At 69.0% G+C, this 21,454-nt stretch carries 23 protein-coding genes; 17 read left to right on the forward strand and 6 right to left on the reverse strand.

What is annotated here, in order from left to right; genetic code table 11:
• The first annotated feature begins 88 nt into the window (after nt 1-88).
• Complete coding sequence (locus tag IE92_RS0113950) at nt 89-727, forward strand: HD domain-containing protein (RefSeq protein WP_030149121.1); 639 nt, start codon at nt 89-91, stop codon at nt 725-727.
• 41 nt (nt 728-768) lie between these two features.
• On the opposite strand, the gene IE92_RS0113955 is transcribed toward IE92_RS0113950, so the two are convergent.
• Nucleotides 769-1,362, reverse strand: a complete 594-nt coding sequence (locus tag IE92_RS0113955) for a TetR/AcrR family transcriptional regulator (protein ID WP_030149122.1) — start codon at nt 1,360-1,362, stop codon at nt 769-771.
• Nucleotides 1,363-1,414: 52 nt separating this feature from the next.
• Between IE92_RS0113955 and IE92_RS0113960 the strand changes: the two genes are divergently transcribed.
• The 4 genes from IE92_RS0113960 to IE92_RS0113975 all read left to right on the forward strand — a co-directional run bounded on the left by IE92_RS0113960 (nt 1,415) and on the right by IE92_RS0113975 (nt 4,105).
• A complete protein-coding gene (locus IE92_RS0113960; RefSeq protein WP_030149123.1) occupies nt 1,415-1,930 on the forward strand; it encodes a GNAT family N-acetyltransferase in 516 nt (171 codons plus the stop codon).
• 131 nt (nt 1,931-2,061) lie between these two features.
• Nucleotides 2,062-3,549, forward strand: coding sequence for an AlkA N-terminal domain-containing protein (locus tag IE92_RS16850; protein ID WP_081864151.1), 1,488 nt, complete (start codon nt 2,062-2,064; stop codon nt 3,547-3,549).
• Entirely contained in the window at nt 3,533-3,724 is a 192-nt protein-coding gene (locus tag IE92_RS19110) for a DNA glycosylase family protein (protein ID WP_081864152.1), read from the forward strand. Before IE92_RS16850 ends, IE92_RS19110 begins: the two co-directional genes overlap by 17 nt.
• 9 nt (nt 3,725-3,733) lie before the next feature.
• Complete coding sequence (locus tag IE92_RS0113975) at nt 3,734-4,105, forward strand: hypothetical protein (protein ID WP_156027581.1); 372 nt, start codon at nt 3,734-3,736, stop codon at nt 4,103-4,105.
• Nucleotides 4,106-4,412: 307 nt separating this feature from the next.
• On the opposite strand, the gene IE92_RS0113980 is transcribed toward IE92_RS0113975, so the two are convergent.
• A complete protein-coding gene (locus tag IE92_RS0113980) occupies nt 4,413-5,099 on the reverse strand; it encodes a Type 1 glutamine amidotransferase-like domain-containing protein (RefSeq protein WP_051701985.1) in 687 nt (228 codons plus the stop codon).
• Between the two features lie 61 nt (nt 5,100-5,160).
• Nucleotides 5,161-5,616, reverse strand: coding sequence for an acetyltransferase (locus IE92_RS0113985; RefSeq protein ID WP_051701986.1), 456 nt, complete (start codon nt 5,614-5,616; stop codon nt 5,161-5,163).
• A gap of 197 nt (nt 5,617-5,813) precedes the next feature.
• Between IE92_RS0113985 and IE92_RS0113990 the strand changes: the two genes are divergently transcribed.
• The 3 genes from IE92_RS0113990 (at nt 5,814) to IE92_RS0114005 (ending at nt 9,341) form a co-directional block, all read left to right on the forward strand.
• Nucleotides 5,814-6,599 (forward strand): DeoR/GlpR family DNA-binding transcription regulator, encoded by a 786-nt coding sequence (locus tag IE92_RS0113990; RefSeq protein WP_030149127.1) that lies wholly within the window; start codon nt 5,814-5,816, stop codon nt 6,597-6,599.
• Between the two features lie 308 nt (nt 6,600-6,907).
• Complete coding sequence (locus IE92_RS0114000) at nt 6,908-8,389, forward strand: mannitol dehydrogenase family protein (protein WP_081864153.1); 1,482 nt, start codon at nt 6,908-6,910, stop codon at nt 8,387-8,389.
• A 46-nt stretch (nt 8,390-8,435) separates the two neighbouring features.
• On the forward strand, nt 8,436-9,341 hold the full coding sequence (locus tag IE92_RS0114005; protein ID WP_030149129.1) for a carbohydrate kinase family protein: 906 nt from the start codon (nt 8,436-8,438) through the stop codon (nt 9,339-9,341).
• A 120-nt stretch (nt 9,342-9,461) separates the two neighbouring features.
• Here IE92_RS0114005 and IE92_RS0114010 read toward each other — a convergent pair whose 3' ends face one another.
• Complete coding sequence (locus IE92_RS0114010) at nt 9,462-9,836, reverse strand: winged helix-turn-helix transcriptional regulator (RefSeq protein ID WP_030149130.1); 375 nt, start codon at nt 9,834-9,836, stop codon at nt 9,462-9,464.
• A gap of 78 nt (nt 9,837-9,914) precedes the next feature.
• Between IE92_RS0114010 and IE92_RS0114015 the strand changes: the two genes are divergently transcribed.
• From IE92_RS0114015 to IE92_RS0114035, 5 genes are all read left to right on the forward strand, one after another.
• Nucleotides 9,915-10,703 carry an NAD(P)H-dependent oxidoreductase gene (locus IE92_RS0114015; RefSeq protein WP_030149131.1) on the forward strand — a complete coding sequence of 263 codons (789 nt, stop codon included), beginning with the start codon at nt 9,915-9,917 and terminating at the stop codon, nt 10,701-10,703.
• A 173-nt stretch (nt 10,704-10,876) separates the two neighbouring features.
• The gene (locus IE92_RS0114020) at nt 10,877-11,731 is read left to right on the forward strand and encodes an SMP-30/gluconolactonase/LRE family protein (protein WP_030149132.1); all 855 of its coding nucleotides are present in this window, start codon (nt 10,877-10,879) and stop codon (nt 11,729-11,731) included.
• Between the two features lie 3 nt (nt 11,732-11,734).
• The gene (locus IE92_RS0114025) at nt 11,735-12,400 is read left to right on the forward strand and encodes an HAD-IA family hydrolase (RefSeq protein ID WP_051701987.1); all 666 of its coding nucleotides are present in this window, start codon (nt 11,735-11,737) and stop codon (nt 12,398-12,400) included.
• 42 nt (nt 12,401-12,442) lie between these two features.
• Nucleotides 12,443-13,141 (forward strand): TetR/AcrR family transcriptional regulator, encoded by a 699-nt coding sequence (locus IE92_RS0114030; protein WP_030149134.1) that lies wholly within the window; start codon nt 12,443-12,445, stop codon nt 13,139-13,141.
• A 31-nt stretch (nt 13,142-13,172) separates the two neighbouring features.
• Nucleotides 13,173-13,439, forward strand: coding sequence for a thioesterase family protein (locus IE92_RS0114035; protein ID WP_245601307.1), 267 nt, complete (start codon nt 13,173-13,175; stop codon nt 13,437-13,439).
• Between the two features lie 98 nt (nt 13,440-13,537).
• Here IE92_RS0114035 and IE92_RS17480 read toward each other — a convergent pair whose 3' ends face one another.
• Nucleotides 13,538-14,050: a hypothetical protein gene (locus IE92_RS17480; RefSeq protein ID WP_051701988.1), complete on the reverse strand. Its 513-nt coding sequence runs from the start codon at nt 14,048-14,050 to the stop codon at nt 13,538-13,540.
• An 85-nt stretch (nt 14,051-14,135) separates the two neighbouring features.
• Here IE92_RS17480 and IE92_RS0114045 point away from each other — a divergent pair, with 85 nt between their 5' ends.
• Nucleotides 14,136-14,513 carry a hypothetical protein gene (locus IE92_RS0114045; RefSeq protein ID WP_156027583.1) on the forward strand — a complete coding sequence of 126 codons (378 nt, stop codon included), beginning with the start codon at nt 14,136-14,138 and terminating at the stop codon, nt 14,511-14,513.
• A 58-nt stretch (nt 14,514-14,571) separates the two neighbouring features.
• On the opposite strand, the gene IE92_RS0114050 is transcribed toward IE92_RS0114045, so the two are convergent.
• Entirely contained in the window at nt 14,572-15,426 is an 855-nt protein-coding gene (locus IE92_RS0114050; RefSeq protein WP_030149138.1) for a 3-hydroxyacyl-CoA dehydrogenase, read from the reverse strand.
• 295 nt (nt 15,427-15,721) lie between these two features.
• Here IE92_RS0114050 and IE92_RS0114060 point away from each other — a divergent pair, with 295 nt between their 5' ends.
• From IE92_RS0114060 to IE92_RS18785, 3 genes are all read left to right on the forward strand, one after another.
• The gene (locus IE92_RS0114060) at nt 15,722-18,214 is read left to right on the forward strand and encodes a LuxR C-terminal-related transcriptional regulator (RefSeq protein ID WP_156027585.1); all 2,493 of its coding nucleotides are present in this window, start codon (nt 15,722-15,724) and stop codon (nt 18,212-18,214) included.
• A 236-nt stretch (nt 18,215-18,450) separates the two neighbouring features.
• Complete coding sequence (locus tag IE92_RS0114065) at nt 18,451-19,980, forward strand: deoxyguanosinetriphosphate triphosphohydrolase family protein (protein ID WP_051701990.1); 1,530 nt, start codon at nt 18,451-18,453, stop codon at nt 19,978-19,980.
• A gap of 219 nt (nt 19,981-20,199) precedes the next feature.
• Entirely contained in the window at nt 20,200-21,432 is a 1,233-nt protein-coding gene (locus IE92_RS18785; RefSeq protein ID WP_051701991.1) for an HNH endonuclease family protein, read from the forward strand.
• Nucleotides 21,433-21,454: the final 22 nt, after the last annotated feature.

Consider the following 21,454-nt stretch of genomic DNA (forward strand, 5'->3'; position numbering starts at 1 on the left):
TCGGACACTGTGAGATCGGCCGCGTCCGCGGGAGCCTGGAAGCAGGCTCCCGAGCGGTTCGGCGGGCCGGACATTCAAGGAGAACACCATGACCGAAACGATCGCCGGAATCACGATCCCCGACACCGCCCTAGTCCGCGATATCACCGAGTATGTGCGCGAACACGAGAGCGAGCTGCTCTTCCATCACTCCCGCCGCGTGTTCTTGTTTGGTTCCCTGATGGGGCAGCGCCGCGGGCTGAGCGTGGACCCCGAACTGCTCTACGCCGGCGCCATGTTCCACGACCTCGGGCTGACCGACACCTTCCATACCTCGCAGCTGCGCTTCGAGGTGGACTCGGCCAACGCGGCCCGGGCGTTCCTGACCGCCCGCGGCGTGAGCGCGGCGGATGCCCAGAAGGTGTGGACCGGCATCGCGCTGCACACCACCCCGGGGGTGCCCGAGTTTATGGAGCCCGAGGTGGCGCTGGTCACCGCCGGGGTGGAGACGGATGTGCTGGGCATCTGGTACCACGAGATCACCGCGGAGCAGCGGACTGCGGTGGCCGAGGCGCACCCGCGTCCGGACTTCAAAAACCGAATCCTGGCGGCCTTTACCGCGGGCAATGTGCACCGACCCGACTCGACCTTTGGCAACGTTAATGCCGATGTCCTGGCCCACTATCTGCCCGGGTTTGAGCGGGGTGACTTTGTCGAGGTGATCCGGCAGAGCCCCTGGTCCGAGTAGCGGGAGGCGCGGTGGCGGGTGGCGGATCTGTCGCCCGCCGCCTACCGAACGGGTTCCAGCGCGGCGTCCAGCGCGCGGATGACCGCCAGGTGCTGAAGCTGGGCCGTCCAGACTTCGGGATTGCCGGCGGCCAGCACGCACACCCCCTCGGTGGTCGCGGCGAGCAGTGCCGCGCGGGCTTCGGCCTCGGCGTCGTCGATCCCGGGAAGTGCCGCCTGGATGAGCCGGGCCAGCCGGATCCGGAACGAGCCGCTGTGGAGTGCATGGCGTTCGGCGAGCACCTCGTCGCCGAAGGCCGAGGCGAGAAACCCCACCCACACGCGGGCGTTTGCCAGGCCGTCGGGGTCGGCGGCGAGTGTCCCCAACGCAACCGAGCGGAGCGCGTCTTTTGGATCGGCGGCCTCGGCTTCGAGGCGTTCGGCGCGCAGCCGGGTGCGCTCGTGCAGTCGATCGCGAGCATCCAGCAGGAGCGCCCGCTTATCGGTGAACGTATGCAGGACCAGGCCGGTGGTGCACCCAGCCCGCTCGGCAACCGCGCGGAGTGTGAGGCCGCCCGGCCCGTGTTCGGCAAGGGTCGCCCATACGGCTTCGGAGAGCAGCTGACGCTGGGCGTGGGGGTCTCGAATTCGAGGCATGATCTCAGCGTAACATGTGTTACGGTAACACCTGTTACGAAAGGACTTTGGCATGAACTGGCAGATCGAAAGCGTTCCCTGGGACGATCCGGAGGGGGCCGCGCTGCGCCTCGCGCAGCGTGCGGAACTCGACGCCCGCTATGGGAGCGACGATCACGAACCCGGACACGCCCCCACCGCCGATGAGGTGCCGGTCTTCCTGGTGGCTCGCGATGAATCGGGAACCGCGATCGCCTGTGGCGGGCTGCGGTTTGTCCCCGAGGAGGTATGCGGCCCCGGACACATCGAGGTCAAGCGGATGTATGTCACCCCGGCCGCCCGCGGCACCGGCCTGTCCAGGGCGGTGCTGTACCGGCTGGAGGAGGCGGCCCGGGCGCTTGGCGCACACCGCATGGTGCTGGAAACCGGCGAGCGTCAGCCCGACGCGATCGGGTTCTACACCCGCGAGGGCTATCAGCCGATCCCCGGATTTGGCGTGTACGCGGGTGCCCCCGAATCGGTCTGCTTTGGCCGGGATCTGACGCCGAGAAATCCGGGAACGGTCGAGTCCGATTCTGGCCAGCCCTAGCGAATGAAACCTGCTTGGCTGGAGCCATGAAGCGGACCGAAACCTTCAGATCCCTGCACGTCGCATCCAACCCGCTCCTGCTGCCCAGTGCCGAGCTCAACCGCCTGGTTGCCCGGGGGTAGGGTTCGAACATGGGCGAGGAGATTGTGGCGGAGGAGAGCGGCGCGGTGTGCCGCCCCGGTGATCCCGGATTCGCCGCGCGCTATCGGGCCATCGATGCGCGGGATACCCGGTTCGACGGACAGTTCTATACCGCCGTCTCCTCCACCGGAATCTATTGCCGCCCGTCGTGTCCGGCCCGCACGCCCGCTGCCAAAAACGTGAGCTTTTATCGGTCGTCCGCGGCCGCCCAGATCGCCGGATTCCGGGCGTGCAAGCGCTGTGTGCCCGAGGCGGTGCCGGGAACACCCGAGTGGGATCTGCGCGGGGATGTGGCGGGTCGGGCGATGCGATTGATCGCCGACGGGGTCGTGGATCGCGACGGCGTGGATGGCCTGGCCGCGGCTCTCGGATTTACGCCGCGGCACCTGGTCCGGATCCTCACCGAGCAGCTGGGCGCGGGTCCGCGCGCCCTGGCGCGTGCCCGGCGAGCGCAGACGGCGCGGGCGCTGCTGGTGGGCACGGACCTCCCGAGCGCGCAGGTGGCATTCGCCGCCGGATTTGGGTCGATCCGCCAGTTCAACAACACGATGCTTGAGGTTTTTGACCAGACCCCGGGCTCGCTGCGGGGGCGTGGGCGAACCGCCGTCCGCGGAACGGGTGTCGGCCAACCGGACACCCGGGGGTCGAGCGCTGCTTGGCAGGACGCATCCGAATCGGATGCCCGCGTCGCGCCCGCCGACATCCCGGGCACCGGCGACGCTGTGCGCATCACCCTGGATCTGCCGGTGCGCGCCCCCTACGATGCGCCGGGGGTCTTCGCCTTCCTGGCGGCCCGGGTGATCGAGGGGGTCGAGGCCGTGGACCTGGGCAATCCCGACCGACTGCGCTACGCGCGCACGCTGCGCCTGCCCGGCGGACCCGCGGCCGCCCAGATACATGCCGAACGAGGAATACGGGGCTGGGCGCTGCGGGCGGAGCTTGAACTCTCCGATCTGGCGGACCTGGGTACCGCGCTGTCCCGGCTGCGAAGGCTCCTCGATCTGGACGCCGACCCGCAGGCGGTGGATGCCGCGCTCTCGGCGAATCGAAACCTGGCCGCGCTGGTCGCCGAGGCACCGGGGATCCGCGTGCCCGGCGCCGTGGACGCCCAGGAACTTGTCATTCGGGCGCTGATCGGCCAGCAGATTTCGGTCGCGGCCGCCGGTACCCACCTGGGGCGGATCGCCGCGCAGCTTGGTGAGAGCTATTCCTCCCGGTTCGCGGGCCTGTCCCGTCTGTTTCCCACGATGCGCGCGCTGGCCGAGGGAATCCCCGAGCCGGTCCCCGGTGCCACCCCCGATCCCGGACGCGTGTTGAGACTGCCCGCGCGCCAGGTGGCGACGGTCAGGGACACGGCCGCGGCCCTGGCCGAGGGAACCCTCGGCGTGCATGCGGGAGGCACTGCGGGCGGCGCTGGTTGCTCGGCCGGGAATCGGCCCGTGGACGGCAAGCTATATCGCGATGCGGGTGCTCGGTGATCCCGATGCCTGGCTGGAACGAGACGTGGCACTGCTGGCCGGGGCCCGCCGGATCGGCCTAATCGCCCCCGAAACACCGGCCGCCGCCCACCGCGAACTGGCCGAGCACGCGCGGGCCTGGTCGCCCTGGCGCTCATATGCGCAAATGCACCTGTGGCGGGTGGCCGCGCAATAGGCTGAGTTCATGGATTGGACCGGAGAGCTGCGCCGTCGAATGTTCCTGGACACGGGTGAGGGGGATGGGGAACTCACCGAGTACAACTGCGTACTCTTTCCCGGGGAGGAGCACGAGCTCACGATTCAGGCCTATGCGCCCGGGCTCGAGGAGCTCAGCCGGTTTGTGCTGCCCGAGGTGCGGGAATTCCTCGGCGGGCTGGACGCCCTGATCGAGAACCGCGACGAGCTCGATGCCGACCTCGCCCAGGTGATTCATTACCGTGGACGCGTCGGGCTGGTGTGGTGGTCGCGCGGGATGAATAACGAGTTTGTTGGCATCTATCGGCCCGATCCCGCGGGCTGGCGTTTCCTCGGCTTCGGCGACATCTTCGAGGACTGATCCGCCCGAAACTGATCCGCCCGAGACTGACGGGTACCGACTGGCCGGTCACGGCGGTTCCGGTAACGACCGGCTGGGCGACGCGTGAGCAGGCGGCGACCGTTTCTGCGATGCCTCATCCGAGCGTGGAATCCTCCCGATAACCGGGCAAAGAAAATGCCCGGGGTTGGTGGTCCGCAGCGGACGGTTTACCAGGGGGAATAACGCTGCGGGGCCACCAACCCGCGGGCGGGGGATCCGAGAATTACGTTACGCCGCCGATTCGGCGAAGGCCAGGGTTCCCCGGAAGCGTTCAGGAATCTCCCTGCTAGCTATCGGATTCGGCCAGCTGTTCGGACTCGGCCAGCAGCTCGGCCACGTCCAGCAGCGGCGAGGACTCGATCAGGCGCTCGCCCGCGGGTCCGTGCAGCAGCGCCTGGTCATCCCGCACCGGGACGATGCGGAAGCGATCGGCGTAGCGCGCCAGGGTGCGCTGAATCAGGACCAGCGGGTACGGCGGCAGCAGTCCGTCGGCATGGGGCAAAACCACCGCGTCGGTCAGGCCGAGGCCCGTGGTGTCGGTGCCGGCGTGCAGACCCTTGGGGTCATCCAGCGGGCCGATCGGCCGAATGTCCGGACCGGCCAGAACCGAGCCGGCGCTCGACCCGATATAGGGCAGTCCCGCCTTCACTCGCTGTGTGAGGAGGTCGGCGACGCCGGCCGTGCGGACGGCGTCCAGGAGGGCAAAGGTGTCGCCGCCGGCCACGTAGATCGCGTCCACCTCATCGAGGGCCGCGGCGAGCGACTCGGGGGTGTGGGCGGAGAGGGGGAGTTCCAGGATGGGGTTGCCCAGCGAGGCCAGGGCTTCGCGCTCGGCGCGCACAAACGGGGCGTCGGTGAAGTCGCGGGTGGCGTCGGGAATATAGCCGATCAGCGGGGTCTTATGGGGCACCGTTGCCGCCAGGAATGCGGGGACGGCACCGAGGCCGCGGGAAAGCAGGAGAAGATGAGTCACCCACCTACGGTACTCGTCCGCGCCGACATTTGCGCGGATCGAGACCTGGGAAAACCGTTAGTTAGGCGTCCTCGCGGCGCAGGTGCAGCAGCGGGAACGGGCGTCCGTCACCGTCCAGCTCCGAGCGGCCGGCCACCGCAAATCCGCGCGATTGATAGAACCCTAGTGCCCGTGGGTTCTGTTCGTTCACGTCGATGGTCAGGTCGGGATGAGCTGCCACGGCGGCCGAGAGAAGTGCCGAACCCACGCCGCTGCCGCGCGCATCATCGTGGACAAACAGCATCTCCAGCGAGCCCTCAACCAGTCCCGAAAACCCCACGGGCACATCATCGATGGTGGCCACGGTGAGGATGACGGCGTCGAGGTATACGCTTTCGATGCGCTCCCGATAGAACTCGATGTCCTCGGGGGTCAGGAAGTCATGGGTCGCGGTGACCGCGCTGTGCCACACACTCATCAGGGCGGGATACTCGCGAGAACCGAGCGTGGGCCGCAGCGTGATGTCGTCGTTTTTCACGCCCCGATCGTACCGCAACACGACTTCTTCGTGAGTTGCGGGCGAGGGTGGTGGCTCGTACAGGCCCGGAGAACCTGCGTCGATGAAGCCGTGCGGGCGTCGCTGGATCCGCGGGGTTTTGGGCGGATTGGCGCGCTAGGCTGAAGGCGACTGATCCCGAATCGAACGGACCAGCATGCGAGAGGACGGTGAACCCGATGCCGGATGTGGCACGCAACCAGCAGGGCGCGCGTGAGCGTCGAGACGCCATCGTGACGCTGCTGCGCGAGCGCGGCAGCCTCGCCGTCGCCGAGTTGCCCGAGACCTTCGAGGTGTCCCCGGAGACCATTCGCCGGGACCTGCGCGAGCTCGAACGAGAGCGCCGGGTCGAGCGCCGCTACGGCGTGATCCGGATGGTCGAAAGCGGCGCGGTGGAAACCCCGATCGCGTTCCGTGAGACCAACCACACAGCCGAAAAGGTGCGCATCGCCCAGGCCGCCGCCGGTCGCCTGGCGCAGGCGCGCACGCTGTTCCTGGACGAGGGGTTCCTGCCCGCACTGGTGGCCGAATCCCTGCCCGATGATCGCCCTCTCACGGTGATCACCGCCTCGATTCCCGCGGTGCTGCGCCTGGCCAATCGGCCGCGAATCGAGGTCATCATGCTCGGCGGGCGGATTCGCCCGGCAACCCTTGGTGCGGTCGACTTCTGGGCGACCCGGGCGCTCGAGGGGTTCGTCCCGGACCTGGCGATCCTCGGTGCCAACGGCGTCTCGGTGGACGGGCTGCTGACCACCCCGGACCCGGCGGTGGCCGCGGTCAAGGAAACCGCGGTCAGGGTGAGCGCGCGCCGGCTGTTTGTGGGGGATCACAATAAGTTCGGACGCACCAGCTTTGTGCGCTTCGCCAACGTCACCGACTTCGAAACGATGATCACCGGGCAGGCACTCTCGGCTTCCATCGCCCGCGAGTACGCCGAGCGTGGGGCGCGGATCGTCCGGGTGTAGCCCCCCGCTGCGTCCGGCCGTCGACCCCGTTTGGGTATCCGGCCACCGCGTCCGAAGGCCACCGCGTGCGCCCTATTTCGGCCGTGCGGTGATGATCTCCACCACCCACCGCGCACAACGGTCACCGTACGCGTGCAACCGGTCAGATTGGGACCGGTCACATCCCGCACGGCCCCGAAATACACGGATCTGGGTGCACACACATCGGTCACAAACCCACCATTCAATCGGTGGATCGTGTCCCGTGTCGCGTGAAAGTCTGAGGGAACGGGTGAACACGCCCCGTGAGTCCCCAAAGGAGCAGACCGATGACCACCCAGCCGATTCCCGTGCCCATTGCCACGCTGGTGCACGCCGCCGCCGATGCCAAGCCCGCCGAAACCCCCGCGGTGACCGCGTCCGGATCGGCCCCGGTGGAACTGCCCCGCTACGACCGTGCGGGCATCCGCACCGGCATCGTGCACTTCGGCCTGGGTAACTTCCACCGCGCCCACCAGGCCATGTTCCTGGATCGTCTGCTGACCCTCGGCGAGGGCAACGAGTGGGGGATCTGCGGCGTGGGCGTGATGCCCGGGGACGCCCGCATGCGCGACGTGCTGGCCGCCCAGGATTCGCTCTACACGCTGGTGCTGAAGTCCGGCACCGGGGAGCTGGATGCCCGCGTCATCAGCTCGATCCACGACTACCACTTCGCCCCCGACGACCGCGAGGCCGTGCTGTCCGAGCTGACCGCCGAGACCACCCGCATCGTCTCGCTCACCGTGACCGAGGGCGGCTACCGCCTGCCCGAGGAGGGCACCGAGAACCCGCTGGGTGTGTTCGACCTGATCGTCACCGGGCTCGCTCGTCGCCGCGCCGCCGGCACCGTTCCGTTCACCGTAATGAGCTGCGACAACCTGCCCGGCAACGGCGAGGTTGCCCGCGGCGTGATCCTTGAGGCCGCGCGCCGCCGGGATCCCGAGCTTGCTGCCTGGATCGCCGAGAACGTGGCCTTCCCCAGCTCGATGGTGGACCGGATCACCCCGGTCACCACCGACGCCGACCGCGCCCTGGTGCGCGACACCTTTGGCGTCGAGGACGCCTGGCCGGTTGTGGCCGAGCCGTTTGTGCAGTGGGTCCTGGAGGATCACTTCACCGCCGGTCGTCCCGCGCTGGAGAAGGTCGGGGTGCAGCTGGTTTCCGACGTTGCCCCCTACGAGAAGATGAAGCTGCGCCTGCTCAACGCCAGCCACCAGGGCATGGCGTACTTTGGCCTGCTGCTGGGGCACACCTTCGCCCACGAGGCCACCACGGATCCGCGGATCGTCGCGTTCCTGCACCGCTTCCTGGCCGAGTCGCGGCCGACCCTGGACCCGGTGCCCGGGATCGACCTCAACGACTATGTAAACACGCTGTTTGAGCGCTTCACCAACCCGGCCATTGCGGACACCCTGAACCGCCTGGCGACCGATGCGGGCTCGCGGATCCCGACCTTTGTGCTGCCCACCATCGTGGATAACATCGCCGCCGGACGGGACGTCACCTTCGGTGCCGCCCTGGTGGCCAGCTGGGTCTTCCAGCTTGAGCGCGACGGTCACGCCCAGCCCGCGCAGACCGAGATCGAGCACGACCTCACCGCCCTGGCGGCCAAGCTGGAAGCCGAGCCGCGCGCGATCATCGAGTACGTCCCGGTCTTCGGCGACATCGCGACCCACGACGCCTTTGTCACCCCGTATCTGGCAACCCTGGAAGCCCTGCGCCGGGACGGTGCCGCGGCGACCCTGGATGCACTGAACGGTTCGGCTGCGTGAGCCGATCCACTAGCCTGAAGACACTGGTTGTCAAAGGAGAAACCGCATGAGTAACCCCCGCGCATTTGTGATCGGCGAGGCCCTGACCGACATCGTTTCGGGACCGAACGGCACCGCCGAACACCCCGGCGGGAGCCCGCTGAACGTGGCGATCGGCCTGTCCCGGCTCGACGTGCCCACGACCCTGCACACTCGTTTTGGCAAGGATGAGCGCGGTGCCGCGATCACCGCCCACCTCGCCGAGAGCGACGTTCAGCTGAGCGCCGAGTCTGTGACCGACGCCCCCACCGCGACTGCCCAGGCCAACCTGGATGAGACGGGCGCGGCGACCTACACGTTTGAGATCACCGGCGAGCTGGCCTCGATCGAGGTGCCGGCGGATGTGACCCTGGTGCACACCGGCTCGATCGCCGCGTTCCTTGCTCCCGGCGCGGACGTGGTCGAGTCGATGCTTGCCGCCGCCCGCTCCCACGCGCTGATCAGCTTTGATCCCAACGTGCGTCCGATGATCGTGCCCGACCGCGAAGACGTGCGGGCGCGTACCGAGCGGATCGCCGCGCTGGCCGACGTCATCAAGCTCAGCGATGAGGACGCCGCCTGGCTCTACCCCGAGCTGACCCAGGAGCAGGTGCTCGCACACCTCGCCTCCTTCGGCGCGGGCCTGACCGCGATGACCCGCGGCGGCGAGGGCTGCCTGCTGTTCACCGGCGGGGTGCACACCGAGGCGCAGGCTCCGCGGGTCAGCGTGGCCGACACCATCGGCGCCGGCGACTCGTTTATGGCCGCGATGCTCGCGGCAATCCTGCGCCTGGATGCCGGAGCATCGGTGCGCGCCGGCTCGCTCGACGCGCACACCCTGGACCTGATCGCCCGGGATGCGCTGACCGCCGCGGCGATCACCGTCTCCCGCGCCGGGGCCAACCCGCCGCGCACGGCGGAGCTGCGCGGCTAGAACTGAATCAGGGGTATCGCGAACACCAGTAGAGCGTGAGCGGAATCCCAACATGGCCAGCCCGGGCAGAGCAATCCCCGGGCTGGTTTTTGTTTCCGCGGGCCTACCCCGATTCCCAGGTCAGACGGCCGCGGGCTCCGCAGACTTCTCGGTCGCGGCCCCCACCCCCTGCTCTTTTGCCCAGTGCTGACCCCAGGCATCCATCATCGCGACCATGTCGCGCAGCGATTCGCCCAGCGGGGTCAGCGAGTACTCGACCTTCGGCGGCACCTGCGGGTACACCTCGCGGTGGATGATCCCGTCCGCCTCAAGCTCGCGTAGCTGGCGGGTGAGGACCCGATCGGTGACGTAGCCGACCTCGCGGCGCAGCTCGCCGAAGCGCAGCGTGCCCTCGAGCAGCTTCTGAATGATGGTGAGCTTCCAGCAGCCGCCGAGCAGGCTCACGGTGACCTCGACCGAGCAGATTTCCATGGCTTCGGCGGTGCTTGTACGCATTGACACTATCCCAACGGTTAGTAGCTGACAGAAAAGTGCATACTTCCCAAAATTGAATGCACCTGTTGGAATCGTCTCATGACAAAAACTCAGCCACAAGCCCTCTGGATTTACGCCCACCCCGAGGCGAAGTCCTTCAACCGCGACCTCTTTGACGCCGGCCGGGCCGAGCTGGAGAAAACCCACACCGTGGAAACCAGCGATCTCTATGCGATGGGTTTTGACCCGCTGCTCACCAGCGCCGACTTCGGCAGCCACGCCCACGACGACGACCCCTTCATGACCCGCTGGGTTTCGGCCCGCGCCGACGGCGAGGTTCCCGCCGACGTCCTCGCCGAGCAGAACAAGCTCCTGGCCGCCGACCTGATCGTGATTCAGTTCCCGCTGTGGTGGTACGCGGTTCCGGCGATGCTCAAGGGGTGGATGGACCGGGTGTTTGCCTCGGGCTTCGCGTTCGACATCGAGGATCCCGAAACCGGTGGCAGCCTGCGCTACGGCGATGGCCTGATGCGAGGCAAGCGCGCGCTGATCGTGGTCACCGCGGGGGAGCACGCGACGGCCCTGGGCCCGCGCGGCATCTCCGGGGACATCGACACGCTGCTGTTCGGGCTGACCCACGGCACCCTGTTCTACACCGGAATGTCGACCCTGCCGATCCACCTGATCGACCAGGCCGATGACATCACCGCCGAGAGCTCGGCGCGGGAGATCACCCGCCTGACCGAGCGCCTGGCCGGGGTACACGAGGAGGTACCGGTGCCATACCGCACCCGCAAGAGCGGCCAGTACCGGCCCGCGCGTGTGCTGCGCGACGAGTTCGTCCCGGGCCGCGTGGATCTGGGAATCCACCGCACCCAGGGCGAGTAGCGAGGACGCCCGGCCACGCCGTTACCCCCTAGGGGTCTTGGTTGCTGTCCGGACGGTTTTCCCGTGCCTGGCCACGCCGCCTCCCCCTGGAGCGTGGTCGGGCCTCCCGGCTAGACTCGGTTCCAGGCGTGTGCGACCTCCGGCCGCGCCCCGACAGCAGGGATGGTTCTTCGATGACGCAGGCCGAGCAGGTTACCGATCCGATCGCCTATCACGGGGAGGGTGCCGTGTGGTCGCCCGCCTGGGGTGGACTGCGCTGGGTGGACATGCTCGCCGGAGACATCCTCAGCCTCGATGCGCGCACCGGCCGGGTGGATCGCCTGGACACCGGATCCTCGGTGGCCGCGATGATCCGTCCTCGCGAAAACGGCGGCTTTCTGGTGGTGACCGAGCGCGAGTTTGCCCTCTGGAATGAGAGCGGCCGGGAGTGGGTCTCGGATCCGGTGTGGCAGGGTGCCACGCACCGCTTTAACGAGGGCAGCACAACCCCCGAGGGCAATCTCTTTGTGGGGACGATGGGCTACGACCAGGTTCCCGGAACCGCCGAGGTATTCGGTTTCGGCGCGAACCGTGAAATCACCCCGCTCTTTGACGGCGTAACCATTTCCAATGGCATGGGTTTCACCGCGAACGGTTCCCTGATGTACTACGTGGACACCCCCACCCGCCGCATCGACGTGTTCGACTATGCGGACGGCGTCCCCGCCAACCGTCGCCCCTTCGTGACCCTGCCCGAAGGCATCGGCGGCCCGGACGGGCTGTGCGTGGATGCCGAGGACGGCGTCTGGCTCGCCCTCTACGGCGGCTCGGGCGTGCGCCGGTATGACCGCCACGGGGTGCTGACCGACACGATCGATCTGCCCGTCAGTAAGGTCACCTCCTGCACCCTCGGCGGCGAGGACCTGCGCACCCTCTACATCACCACCTCGCGGGAGTTCCTGGAGCCGCATGAGGAGCCGCTGGCCGGATCGGTGTTTGCGGCAACCGTCGCGATCCCGGGTCGCCCCGTCACCCCGTTTGCGGGTTAGGGCATGAGCGCGCTGAACGAAACCCCGCTGCTCGGGGTCCTCTTCGATATGGATGGCACCCTGGTGGATTCCACCGAGTTCATCGAGTTCGCCTGGGCCAGCTGGGCCCGGGACCTCGGCGTGGAGACGCCGCCGCTCGAGCGCCGTCACGGCCGCCCGGCTCGCGACATCATCGCCGAGTTTGCCCCGCCCGAGCGCTTTGACTACGCCTTCGACCGGCTGGAATGGTGGGAAACCCGTCCGGATGCGCCGATTACCCCGCGGCCCGGGGTGCACGACTTCATCGCGCAGCTGGGCGATATCCCCTGGACCGTGGTGACCTCGGCCACCTATCCGGTGGCCCTCGCCCGGCTGAACGCCGCGGGCATCCCGGTGCCGGACACGATGGTGACCGCCCGCGACGTGACGCGGGGCAAGCCCGATCCCGAACCCTTTACGACCGGGGCCGCCCGGCTGGGCCTGGACCCGGCCACCTGCTTCGCGGTGGAGGATGCTGAGGCCGGAGTGCGCGCGGCCGTGGGCGCGGGGTGTATCACCCTGGCCACCTCCTCGATCGCCTCCGAACGCACCCTGCTGACCCCGCTCGCCCACGCGGTGCTGCCGGATCTGCGCGGGGTGCGGGTGGATGGGGATCGTGCCGGGTTCCACATCCTGCTGCCCGAGGGCTAACCGCGTATTTCATTGATCCGCGAATCATGTTAGCGTTGATTCATGGATCATCGTGAACGCATCATCGAGGTGACCGCGCGCCTGCTCGCCGACTCACCCACCGGCGAGGTCTCCACGCGCGCCGTGGCCGAGGCCGCGGGCGTACAACAGCCGACCCTGTATCGCCTGTTTGGAGACAAGGACGGCCTGATTCGCGCCACCATCGACGCCGCGTTCGAGTCCTACCTCGGTGGGAAGCGGGCGGCGGTACCGGGGGATGACCCGGTGGCCGATGTGCGCGAGGGCTGGGATCGCCACACCGCGTTTGCCCTGGCCCATCCGGCCCTCTACCGACTGACCTTCCAGGGCGGGGCCGATGCCCCGGGCGGTGCGCTCGCCGAGGCCTATGATCTGCTCGGTGCCCTCGTGGTGCGCGCCGGTGCCGCCGGCCGGTTGCGCATCGACGCCGACTGGGCGACCCGCACGATCATGGCCGCCAACACCGGTATCGCCCTCGCCCTGGTCACCCGTCCCGAGCTGCACCCGGACCCCTCGATCTCCGATACCGTTCGGGATGTGACCCTCGCCGGGATCTTCACCGACGCCGCGGCCCCGGGCACCTCGGCGGTGGCCGGGGCCGCCACCACCCTCGCCAGCGCCCTGGAACACGGGACCGACGAGCGCGTGGACGCCGCCGCCTTTACCGCCGCCGAAACGGCCTTGCTGCGCGAATGGCTGGGCCGGATGGGAGGTGCCGCATGATCGGCGGCGCGGTGGTTGAGTTCCTGCGCGAGTGGCCGGGTCGGCTCGGAGGTGTCTCGTGATCGGCGGTGAGGCGGTCGAGTTCCTGCGCACGGTGACGGAGGGCGACCGGATCGTGGTGCGTTATCGCCTGCCCGACGGCAGCGCTACCGACGCCCTGGGCTGGTTCCTGCGCTCGGATGAGAGTGCGGTGGCGATTGCCACCAGGCGCGGCATGGAGGTCGTCGATCTGTCGACCGTCATCGCCGCCAAGCAGGTCCCGCCGCCCCCGGAACCCCGGAGTCGTCGCACCGCCTAGTGCCCCGCGCACACCATGCTCGGGGAACCCCGGAGTCGTCGCACCGCCTAGTGCCCCGCGCACACCATGCTCGGGGAACCCCGCGGCCGTCGCGCCGCCTAGTGCCCGCGTGCGTTGGTGAGCAACTCGATGCGCTCGCCGAGGTAGGCACCGAGGCCGATCGCCGCCGCATCGTTGCCGGGGACCCAGCGCACCAGGGGCTCGCCGTCGCGCAGAAACAGTGCCCCGGGGGAGACCGCTAAGGCTTCGGGATCCTGATCAATCGGCGTCCATCCCAGGTTGATCACGGTGCCCGGCGCAATCTTTGCCCGCTGCGCGGCGCTGCGATACTCCCGGCGCTGCTCGGCGAGCACCGACTGGTGTCCCGGCCAGCCGGGTTCGCTCGCCCGCACCACCTCACCGGTCTCATACAGGTCGCCCTCGGGCCCGAGCAGCAGGCTGCCCAGCCGCCACACCTCGCCCCGGGGGATCATCGCCGCCCGACGCGGAATCATCAGCCGGGTGTGGGCGGGCACAAACTCGGCGCGCAGTTCGGCGGGGATTCCCGCCGCGCGCAGGGTGGCGAGGGCCCGGGTGATGATCTCGGGCAGCGGGGGAACACGATCACTCATGGGGATCCTTCGAGACTCGCGGATGTGCTGCCCCTATCGTCCCATGCCGCTCGAACCCGAGGGGCGAACCCGCTACGCTCGGAGCATGTCCGACATCACCTATGCCTCGATTGATCCGCGTGACCCGCTCGCCCTGTCGATTCTGACCTCGTATCTGCGCGAGGAGGCCGAGCTTCGGGACGGCGTGACCCCCGCCCCCGAGCGCCTGCGCGAGGCACTCGGATCCGCCGAAATCGCCGGGCTGCAGGGTGCGGGCGGCGACCTGATCATCGCCCGGCGCGGGGATTCGGTGCTCGGCTGTGGCGGCGTGCGCTGGATCGACGTAGACGCCGCCGAACCCACGCTGATCTATGCGCTTCCGGCCTTCCGCGACGCGGGCATCGAGGCCGGAATCGCGGCCGAACTGGAACGCCGTACCCGCCTGACCGGCCGCCGGTTCACCCAGTCGGGCGACCCCCGCTAGTACACACCGCCGGCCGCGACCCACAATCTGGTTCGCGGCCGGCGGTGTGTGTGACGACCTAGTCTTCGGCCGGGTAGGTGTAGAAGCCCTCGCCCGTGCCGCGTCCCAGCTTGCCCTTGTCGATGAAGTTCTCCTTGAGGTACGCGGCGAACTCGGCCCGCGGCGCACCCGCGGCCAGCGCGATGTTGTAGGCGGTGTTCAGCCCCACCACATCGAGGATCTGGAACGGACCCATTGGTGAGCCGGTGCCCACCCGCCAGGTCTGGTCCACGCTCTCCGGGGTGGCGTATCCGCCGGTCACCAGGTCCGCGGCCGCATCCAGCAGCGGGACCAGCAGCGAGTTGAGCAGGTAGCCGGCCTTCTCCTTGAAAATCTCGATCGGGACCATGCCGATCTCCTGGGCAAATTTCACCACCTGGGCAAACACCTCCGGGTCGGTCCCGGGGTTGCCCATGATCTCGGCCGTGTTGTGGATCCAGACGCGGTTGGCGAAGTGCAGCGCGAGGAAGCGATCGGGGCGTCCGGTGGACGGGGCGATATCGCTGGGCAGCAGCGTCGAGGAGTTGGTGGCGAAGATCGTGTGCTCGGGGGCCGCCGCCGCGAGACGGGTGTAGGTGTCGGTCTTGATGGTGATGTTTTCCGGCACCGCCTCGATCACCAGGTCCGCATTCGCCACGGCCTCGGCCAGATCGGTGGAATAGGAAATGTTTGCCAGGCCCCGTGCGGCACTCTCCTCGGTGGCCCCGGGGAGTTCCCGGGCATAGACCTTGGCGAGTTCGGCGAAGCGGGTTCGGGCCGCCTCGATTGCCGCATCGTTGATGTCATAGGCCACCACGGGGAACCCGTGAATCGCGGTCTGGAAGACAATCTGAGAGCCGAGAACACCGGTCCCAAGAACGGTGATGTTACGCATGCTGACCTCTTCTGAAGATACCTTGATGGGCCCGGGATTGTGGGCCCGTACCTCCATCATGCACCTGTTATGAAAACTCGGCTAGGGGGTGCCCGATTCGAGTGCCCCGTTTGCGGGTGTATGTTCGCCGAGCGCAGAAATGTATAGTGACGGCGGGGGCGAACCGGCCAGATCCAGACCGGCGGATAGCGGGAAAGATCACAAGGAGCCGAAACTGATTCGCCTATCAGCGCGCCTACCACGGCTCGCACTCACCCGAGCAACGCTGATTCCGCGCCTGGATATTTCCGGGTTGGTGCTGATCGAAGCCCCACCCGGTGCCGGCAAAACCACGCTGGTATCCCAGTGGTCGGCGGCTCGTCCCGAGCGCTCGGGCGTCTGGGTCGGGGCGAGTCGCACCGAGTCCCGCGCGCGCTTCTGGGGTGTCCTGCACCTGCTGCTGACCGCCCGGGAACCCATCGATCCGGTCGGCGCGTTTTCCCGCGAGGGACTGATTCGCTGGCTCGGGCCGCTGGGGGAGCAGACCATCGTCATCCGGGATGCCCACCGCATCACCGATCCGGAGATCCTCGAGGACATCGTGCGGGTGGTTCGTGCCTGCGCCAATATTCGTTTTATCGTGTTTGGCCGCGACCTGGGGGCGCTGCTGGCTCGGGCCGACGGTGCCGGGATCGAGCGTGAGCTGCTCACCCGCGATGACCTCCTGCTGGGGGCGGACGAGACCGCTGGCTACTTCCGCCTGCTGGGATATCCCGATCCCGATCGCGCCGCCGCCGCTGCCGGTACCCGCCTGGATGGAACCTTCGGCACCCTGCACGCGGTGGCGCACGGTAACCCCGCCCATCCGCTGACCACCCCGTCCGGCGGGCTGCTGAACGGCGGAGACACGGTCTTCGACTGGTATCTGGACCGGGTGCGCGCCGACCTCATCACGGACACCAGCTTCGCCCGCTTCCTGGCCCTCGGCCTGCCCGACGAGATCCCCGCCGACCTGATTTCGGCGGTCACCGAGGGGGATGCCGCGGCCACCGCGCAGATCTCGGGCCTGCTGAACGTGGGGGTGTTCGGGCCCGATGCCCGCAATGCCGACGCCGCCGGGCGCTATCCGCTGATCCTGGGGTCCCGCCTGCGCGCGCGAATGGTCACCGAGCTGCGCGAGGCCCACCCGACCCAGCATGCGGCGGCCGCTCGCCGCATCATCCGCTGGAAGATGCGCAACGGATACCCGGCCGAGGCCCTGGCTCGGGCGGTCGAGATCGGCGACCTGGACCTGGCCACCGAGGTGGTGTGGCGCAACTTTGGGCCGCTGATGAGCCGGCACGGTTCGGTGGTGGCCCGCAGCCTGCGCCGCATCCCGCTCGGCGAGATCCGCCGCTTCCCGATGCTCTGCATGACCCTCGCCCTGGTCTACAACTCCAGCGGTCTGACCCGCCTGCGCGGAACCGAGTACTTCGGGCTCGCCCTCGCCGCCGTGCGGGACCGGCTGGTCACCGCGCCGGTTCACGAGCGGGCACTGCTGCTCTCGATGCAGTCGGTGGCCAACCGGGTGATCGGCCGGTTTGGTCCCGCGGTCGCGGCCGCCAAGCTCGCCGAGGACGCGATCACCGCGTTGCCCCTGGACGCCCGGGAAACCCTGGGCCCGGTGCTGCCCGTGCTGGGTGCCCACCTGGCGATTACCCTGCACTATGCCGGAAGCAGCGTGCACGCCCTGGACATTCTGGGGGCGGCGCTGGCCGCCACCGACTCCGCGATCCCCGAGGATCGGGTGCATGTGCTCGCGCTGATCGCCGGAATCTCGGCGGCCCGCGGCGACTTTAGTAAGACCCGCGAGGCGCTCGACCGGCTCGATCAGATCGGTCCGCTGGTGGCCCAAAACCGGCTCTACCTCACCACCCTGGAGGCCACCGCCCGTGCCACGCTGGCGCTCGAGGCGGGGGAGCCGGATCGGGCCGTCGCCTTCCTGGAGACGTACCGGGAGGAGCTGGAAACCAGCGAGCACTGGCCCGCGGCGCTCAGCATCCTGACCCTCGCCGATCTGATGCGGGGCATGCGGGTGGGGGCCATCACCCGGCTCGACTCGCGGCTCAACGACGAACGACGTCCGCCGATCCATCCGCTGGTGCGCAGCCGGTTAACCATCCTGCGCGCGGATCTGGAACTCTTTGGCGGCGACCTGGCCCGCGCCGACCGGCTGGCCGCGCAGCTGATCTCCTCGGATCCCGAGACCGTGCTGTATCGCGCCCGACGCGAGCTGGCCGCCGGGCAGGTGCGCGACTGCGCGGTGCGGGTGAGCGAGCTGACCCTCGATGCCCTCACCCCGCGCTGGCAGGTGCTCTCCAAACTGCTCCTGGCGGCGGCCACCGTGGATGATGACGATCCGCGGCTCAGCCTGGACGCGCTGGAGGGTGCCCTGGCGATTCTGGCGGAAACCTGGGTCACGCTGGCGCTGCTGGCCGTGCCCCATGAGCGCCTGGTTCGGCTCGAGGCCCGCGCCCGCGTCGAGGGAAGACTGGCCCTGGCCGAGGCCCTGAACGCGCGGCTGAGCGTGCTGCCCAACGTGTGGGAGTCGGCCCCCGAACACGTTCACCTCACCACCCGGGAGCGCCTGGTGCTGCGCCATCTGGCCCACGGGTTGACGGCACCCGAGATCGCGCGGGCCCTCACCGTGTCGCCCAATACCGTGAAAACCCAGTCCCGATCCGTGTATCGCAAGCTGGGGGTGAGCACCCGGGGCGACGCAATCATGCGCGCGGCTCGGCTGGGTCTGATCGGGGATCCCACCCCGTAACGGATGCCGGGTGAACCCGAGGGTGAAAACCGGACCTCCGGGGTTCGACCACCAACATTCGGGGGTTACGCTGATCCACGAATCCTCCTCCCCCCTAAGGACGGACCGTCCCCGCCTCGATGCCCACAACTGCTTGAGGCGGGGATTTTTCACTCGCGACCGCCGGGCCCTCGGGCGTGTACCCGGGCGCGCTGGCTAGGATGGCCAGACAGCGCACACAGCCGAGGAGACCCGCGATGAGTGATACCGAGCCCGCATCCGTTCCCGTTTCGCGTGATGCCCGACATGCTCGCGCGACCCCGGAACCCGCGGAGCCGGGCGCCCGTGCCTCCCATGATTTTCGGGTGGATCTGGAGCGGATTCGATTCTCGCCGTATTTCTCCCGGCTCTCCGCGGTCACCCAGGTGATGCCCCAGGCCACCAGCGGCCCGGTCATCCACAACCGGCTCACTCACTCGATTAAGGTCACCGCGGTGGCCCGCGAGATCGCCGTGGGGCTGCTCTATGCCGACGCCCCGACCCGGGCGATCATCGACCGCCTCGGCGGCTGCGATCCCGTGGTGGTGCAGGCGGCCGCGAGCGCGCACGACCTGGGACACCCGCCCTTTGGCCACCTCGGCGAGCAGGTGCTGGATCGGGTGGCCCGCGATCATCTGGGGCTCACCGAGGGCTTCGAGGGCAACGCGCAGACCCTGCGCATCCTGGCCGAGCTCGACACCCACGGTGCCGCCCAGCCCGGGCTCAACCTCACCACCGCGGTGCGCGCGGCGGTGCTGAAGTACCCCTGGACCCGGCTCGAGTGGCGCGATGCGTATACCGATCTGCCGCCGCATGAGCGTCCGCGCGGCGTGGGCCAGCCGAGCGTCACCGGGGCGCATAAGTTCTCCGTGTACTCGCTGCATGCTCGCGAGGTGGAGGCCGTGCGCGCCGCCTATCCGGCGATCGCGCCGTGGCAGCAGACGGTGGAGTGTTCGATCATGGACATCGCCGACGACATCGCCTACTCGCTGCACGACCTCGATGACTTTTACCGGGCCGGGGTGCTGCAGCACGCGACCGTCTCGGCCGAGCTGCGCAGCTGGCTGCGGGACCGGGCGGAGATGGCGGCCCTGGATGCCGCCGAGCTCGCGGCGCGTCCGCGCGTGCCCGGCTACCGGCTGGAGGCCCTGCGCCGACACCTGCTCAGCCGCGACGGCTGGATCGCCGACGATGAAGCCTTCGGTAACGCGGTGGATCGGGTGGCCGAGGAGCTCGTGGACGGGCTGCTGGCGGTCCCCTTCGACGGCGGGATCGGGAGTGAACGCGAGCTTTCGGCGTTCATCCGCCGCTGGCTCGATCGCTTCCAGGGATCGATCGTGGTTGAGGAGCACCCGCACGTGCGCAGCAGCCACGTCCGCCTGGCCACGCAGGCCTGGCACGACGTGATGGTGCTGAAGTTTGTGCACACCCGCTTTGTGCTGGAAAACCCCGACCTCGCCACCACCCAGCGCGGGCAGGCGCGGCTGGTGGAGGCGCTGGTGCGCGGGCTGGATGAATGGCTGCGTGATCCCGACGATGCCGCCCGTGCCCCGCGTCGCCTGCTGGAGCAGGTGGAGGAGGCGACCGAGAGCTACCACGAGCTGCGTCGGGACGACCCGTGGCGGCTGCAGGGGGTCAGCGACGACGCCAGCCTGGCCCGCCGCGGCCGGGGGCGCGCGGTGATCGACTACGTCGCCTCGCTCACCGATGCGCAGGCGCAGTCGGTGACGGCGCAGCTCGGCCGCTAACTGTCCCCCATTTGGTCGACCGCTTGTCCCCAGTTTCGCTCGGGCGCGGCGTGTTGGCGGAACCGATTGGTGCGCATCCGCATCCGGCAATATTCTCGGAGCTGAATTTTCGCGCGCCCGAATCGCGCGAAAATGGGCGTGAATCCCGGCGAAATACCCTTCGCTCGGGCACTCACGCGTCGTAAACGCGGCGAACGCGCGTGAGAGGACCTCCCCCCGATGACCCCGGAACCCAAACCAAACGTCGGCCCCAGCACCTGGATTATCGGTGCCCTGGTGGCCATTTCCGCCTTCTCGATGCTGGGCAGCGGCGGCTTTGGCCGGATGCTCGCCACGCTGGGTCTGGCCGGGTTGGCCACCGGCATCTTCGTGGCCGCCACCGGACGCACCAGCTGGGCGCGCCTGCCCCGCTCGCGCGCGGTGGGCGGCATGGTGGTGGCGCTGAGCCTGGTGGCCATGATGGTTGGTTCGGCGATTTCCCCGACCCGGGCAACCCAGGCCGATGAGCGCCCGGCGGCCTTCGCACCGAGTGCCTCGGCGCGGGCGAGTACCGCCCCCTCGCCGACCCCCTCGGCGACCGGGCCGGCCTTCCCCGGAACGTTTAAGGAGTCGGAGACCGCCGGCGACGTGCTGGAGGCGCTGGACGTGCAGCCGGTATCCACCCAGGTCCCGTATGAGGGTGGTGGGCAGTTCGGGGTTGAGGACTCGGAGTCGACGCGCGTCTCGGGCGACGTGACCGATCCCTACACCGGCCGGGTAATCAAGGCCCGCAAGGGAGTGGTTCCCGCCGCCGCGATCCGCCAGGACCACGTGGTGTCACTCAAGAACGCCTGGGAGACCGGCGCGCAGGAGCTGAGCCCCGAGCGGCGCAGGATGCTGGCGACCGACCCCCTCAACGTGGTCACCGTCTCCGCCGCGACCCAGAAGCAAAAGCTGGATGCCGATGCAACCGGATGGCTGCCCACCGACGGTGCCTACCGTTGCGCGTATGTCGCCCGTCAGCTGTCGGTCAAGGCGGTCTACGGGCTGTGGGTGACCCCCGAGGAGCACGCGCGCATGGCCGAGGTCCTGGCCAGCTGCCCGACCCAGGTGACCGTGCACTCGCCGGTGACCCGGGCCGAGCCGCGTCCCACGCCGACCCCGGAGCCCGAGCCCGCTCCGGAACCCGCTCCGGTTCCGGCGCCGCCCGCACCCGCACCCGCACCCGCGCCTGCGCCGGCCAAGCCCGCTCCGGCCAAGCCCGCTCCCGCGAAGCCCGCCCCGGCACCGGCGCCCGCGAAGCCCGCGGCACCGCCCGCACCCGCCCCGGCACCCGCCCCGCCGGCCGGCGGGGGAACCGTACACCCGGGATCGTTCTGCTCCTCGGGCGGCGCGACCGGGCACACCGCCAAGGGAACCCCGATGGTCTGCGGCACCGCCAAGGACGGCCGTCTGCGCTGGATCTCGCAGTAGCCCGCCGATACCGGAGAAGCAC

It is taken from the genome of Mycetocola saprophilus, assembly GCF_000718085.1.
GTDB classification, from domain to species: domain Bacteria; phylum Actinomycetota; class Actinomycetes; order Actinomycetales; family Microbacteriaceae; genus Mycetocola; species Mycetocola saprophilus.

Excerpts from the sequence above, each read along its gene's own strand:
- IE92_RS16850 (WP_081864151.1), top strand. The coding sequence starts at position 2,062 with ATGGGCGAGGAGATTGTGGCGGAGGAGAGCGGCGCGGTGTGCCGCCCC.
- IE92_RS0114045 (WP_156027583.1), top strand. The coding sequence starts at position 14,136 with ATGTCCGACATCACCTATGCCTCGATTGATCCGCGTGACCCGCTCGCC.
- IE92_RS0114010 (WP_030149130.1), bottom strand. The coding sequence starts at position 9,836 with ATGCGTACAAGCACCGCCGAAGCCATGGAAATCTGCTCGGTCGAGGTC.
- IE92_RS18785 (WP_051701991.1), top strand. The coding sequence starts at position 20,200 with ATGACCCCGGAACCCAAACCAAACGTCGGCCCCAGCACCTGGATTATC.
- IE92_RS19110 (WP_081864152.1), top strand. The coding sequence starts at position 3,533 with ATGCGGGTGCTCGGTGATCCCGATGCCTGGCTGGAACGAGACGTGGCA.
- IE92_RS0114050 (WP_030149138.1), bottom strand. The coding sequence starts at position 15,426 with ATGCGTAACATCACCGTTCTTGGGACCGGTGTTCTCGGCTCTCAGATT.
- IE92_RS0113955 (WP_030149122.1), bottom strand. The coding sequence starts at position 1,362 with ATGCCTCGAATTCGAGACCCCCACGCCCAGCGTCAGCTGCTCTCCGAA.
- IE92_RS0114015 (WP_030149131.1), top strand. The coding sequence starts at position 9,915 with ATGACAAAAACTCAGCCACAAGCCCTCTGGATTTACGCCCACCCCGAG.
- IE92_RS0113990 (WP_030149127.1), top strand. The coding sequence starts at position 5,814 with ATGCCGGATGTGGCACGCAACCAGCAGGGCGCGCGTGAGCGTCGAGAC.
- IE92_RS0114020 (WP_030149132.1), top strand. The coding sequence starts at position 10,877 with ATGACGCAGGCCGAGCAGGTTACCGATCCGATCGCCTATCACGGGGAG.
- IE92_RS0113950 (WP_030149121.1), top strand. The coding sequence starts at position 89 with ATGACCGAAACGATCGCCGGAATCACGATCCCCGACACCGCCCTAGTC.
- IE92_RS0114030 (WP_030149134.1), top strand. The coding sequence starts at position 12,443 with ATGGATCATCGTGAACGCATCATCGAGGTGACCGCGCGCCTGCTCGCC.
- IE92_RS0114065 (WP_051701990.1), top strand. The coding sequence starts at position 18,451 with ATGAGTGATACCGAGCCCGCATCCGTTCCCGTTTCGCGTGATGCCCGA.
- IE92_RS0113975 (WP_156027581.1), top strand. The coding sequence starts at position 3,734 with ATGGATTGGACCGGAGAGCTGCGCCGTCGAATGTTCCTGGACACGGGT.
- IE92_RS0114005 (WP_030149129.1), top strand. The coding sequence starts at position 8,436 with ATGAGTAACCCCCGCGCATTTGTGATCGGCGAGGCCCTGACCGACATC.
- IE92_RS0113960 (WP_030149123.1), top strand. The coding sequence starts at position 1,415 with ATGAACTGGCAGATCGAAAGCGTTCCCTGGGACGATCCGGAGGGGGCC.
- IE92_RS0114025 (WP_051701987.1), top strand. The coding sequence starts at position 11,735 with ATGAGCGCGCTGAACGAAACCCCGCTGCTCGGGGTCCTCTTCGATATG.
- IE92_RS0114000 (WP_081864153.1), top strand. The coding sequence starts at position 6,908 with ATGACCACCCAGCCGATTCCCGTGCCCATTGCCACGCTGGTGCACGCC.
- IE92_RS17480 (WP_051701988.1), bottom strand. The coding sequence starts at position 14,050 with ATGAGTGATCGTGTTCCCCCGCTGCCCGAGATCATCACCCGGGCCCTC.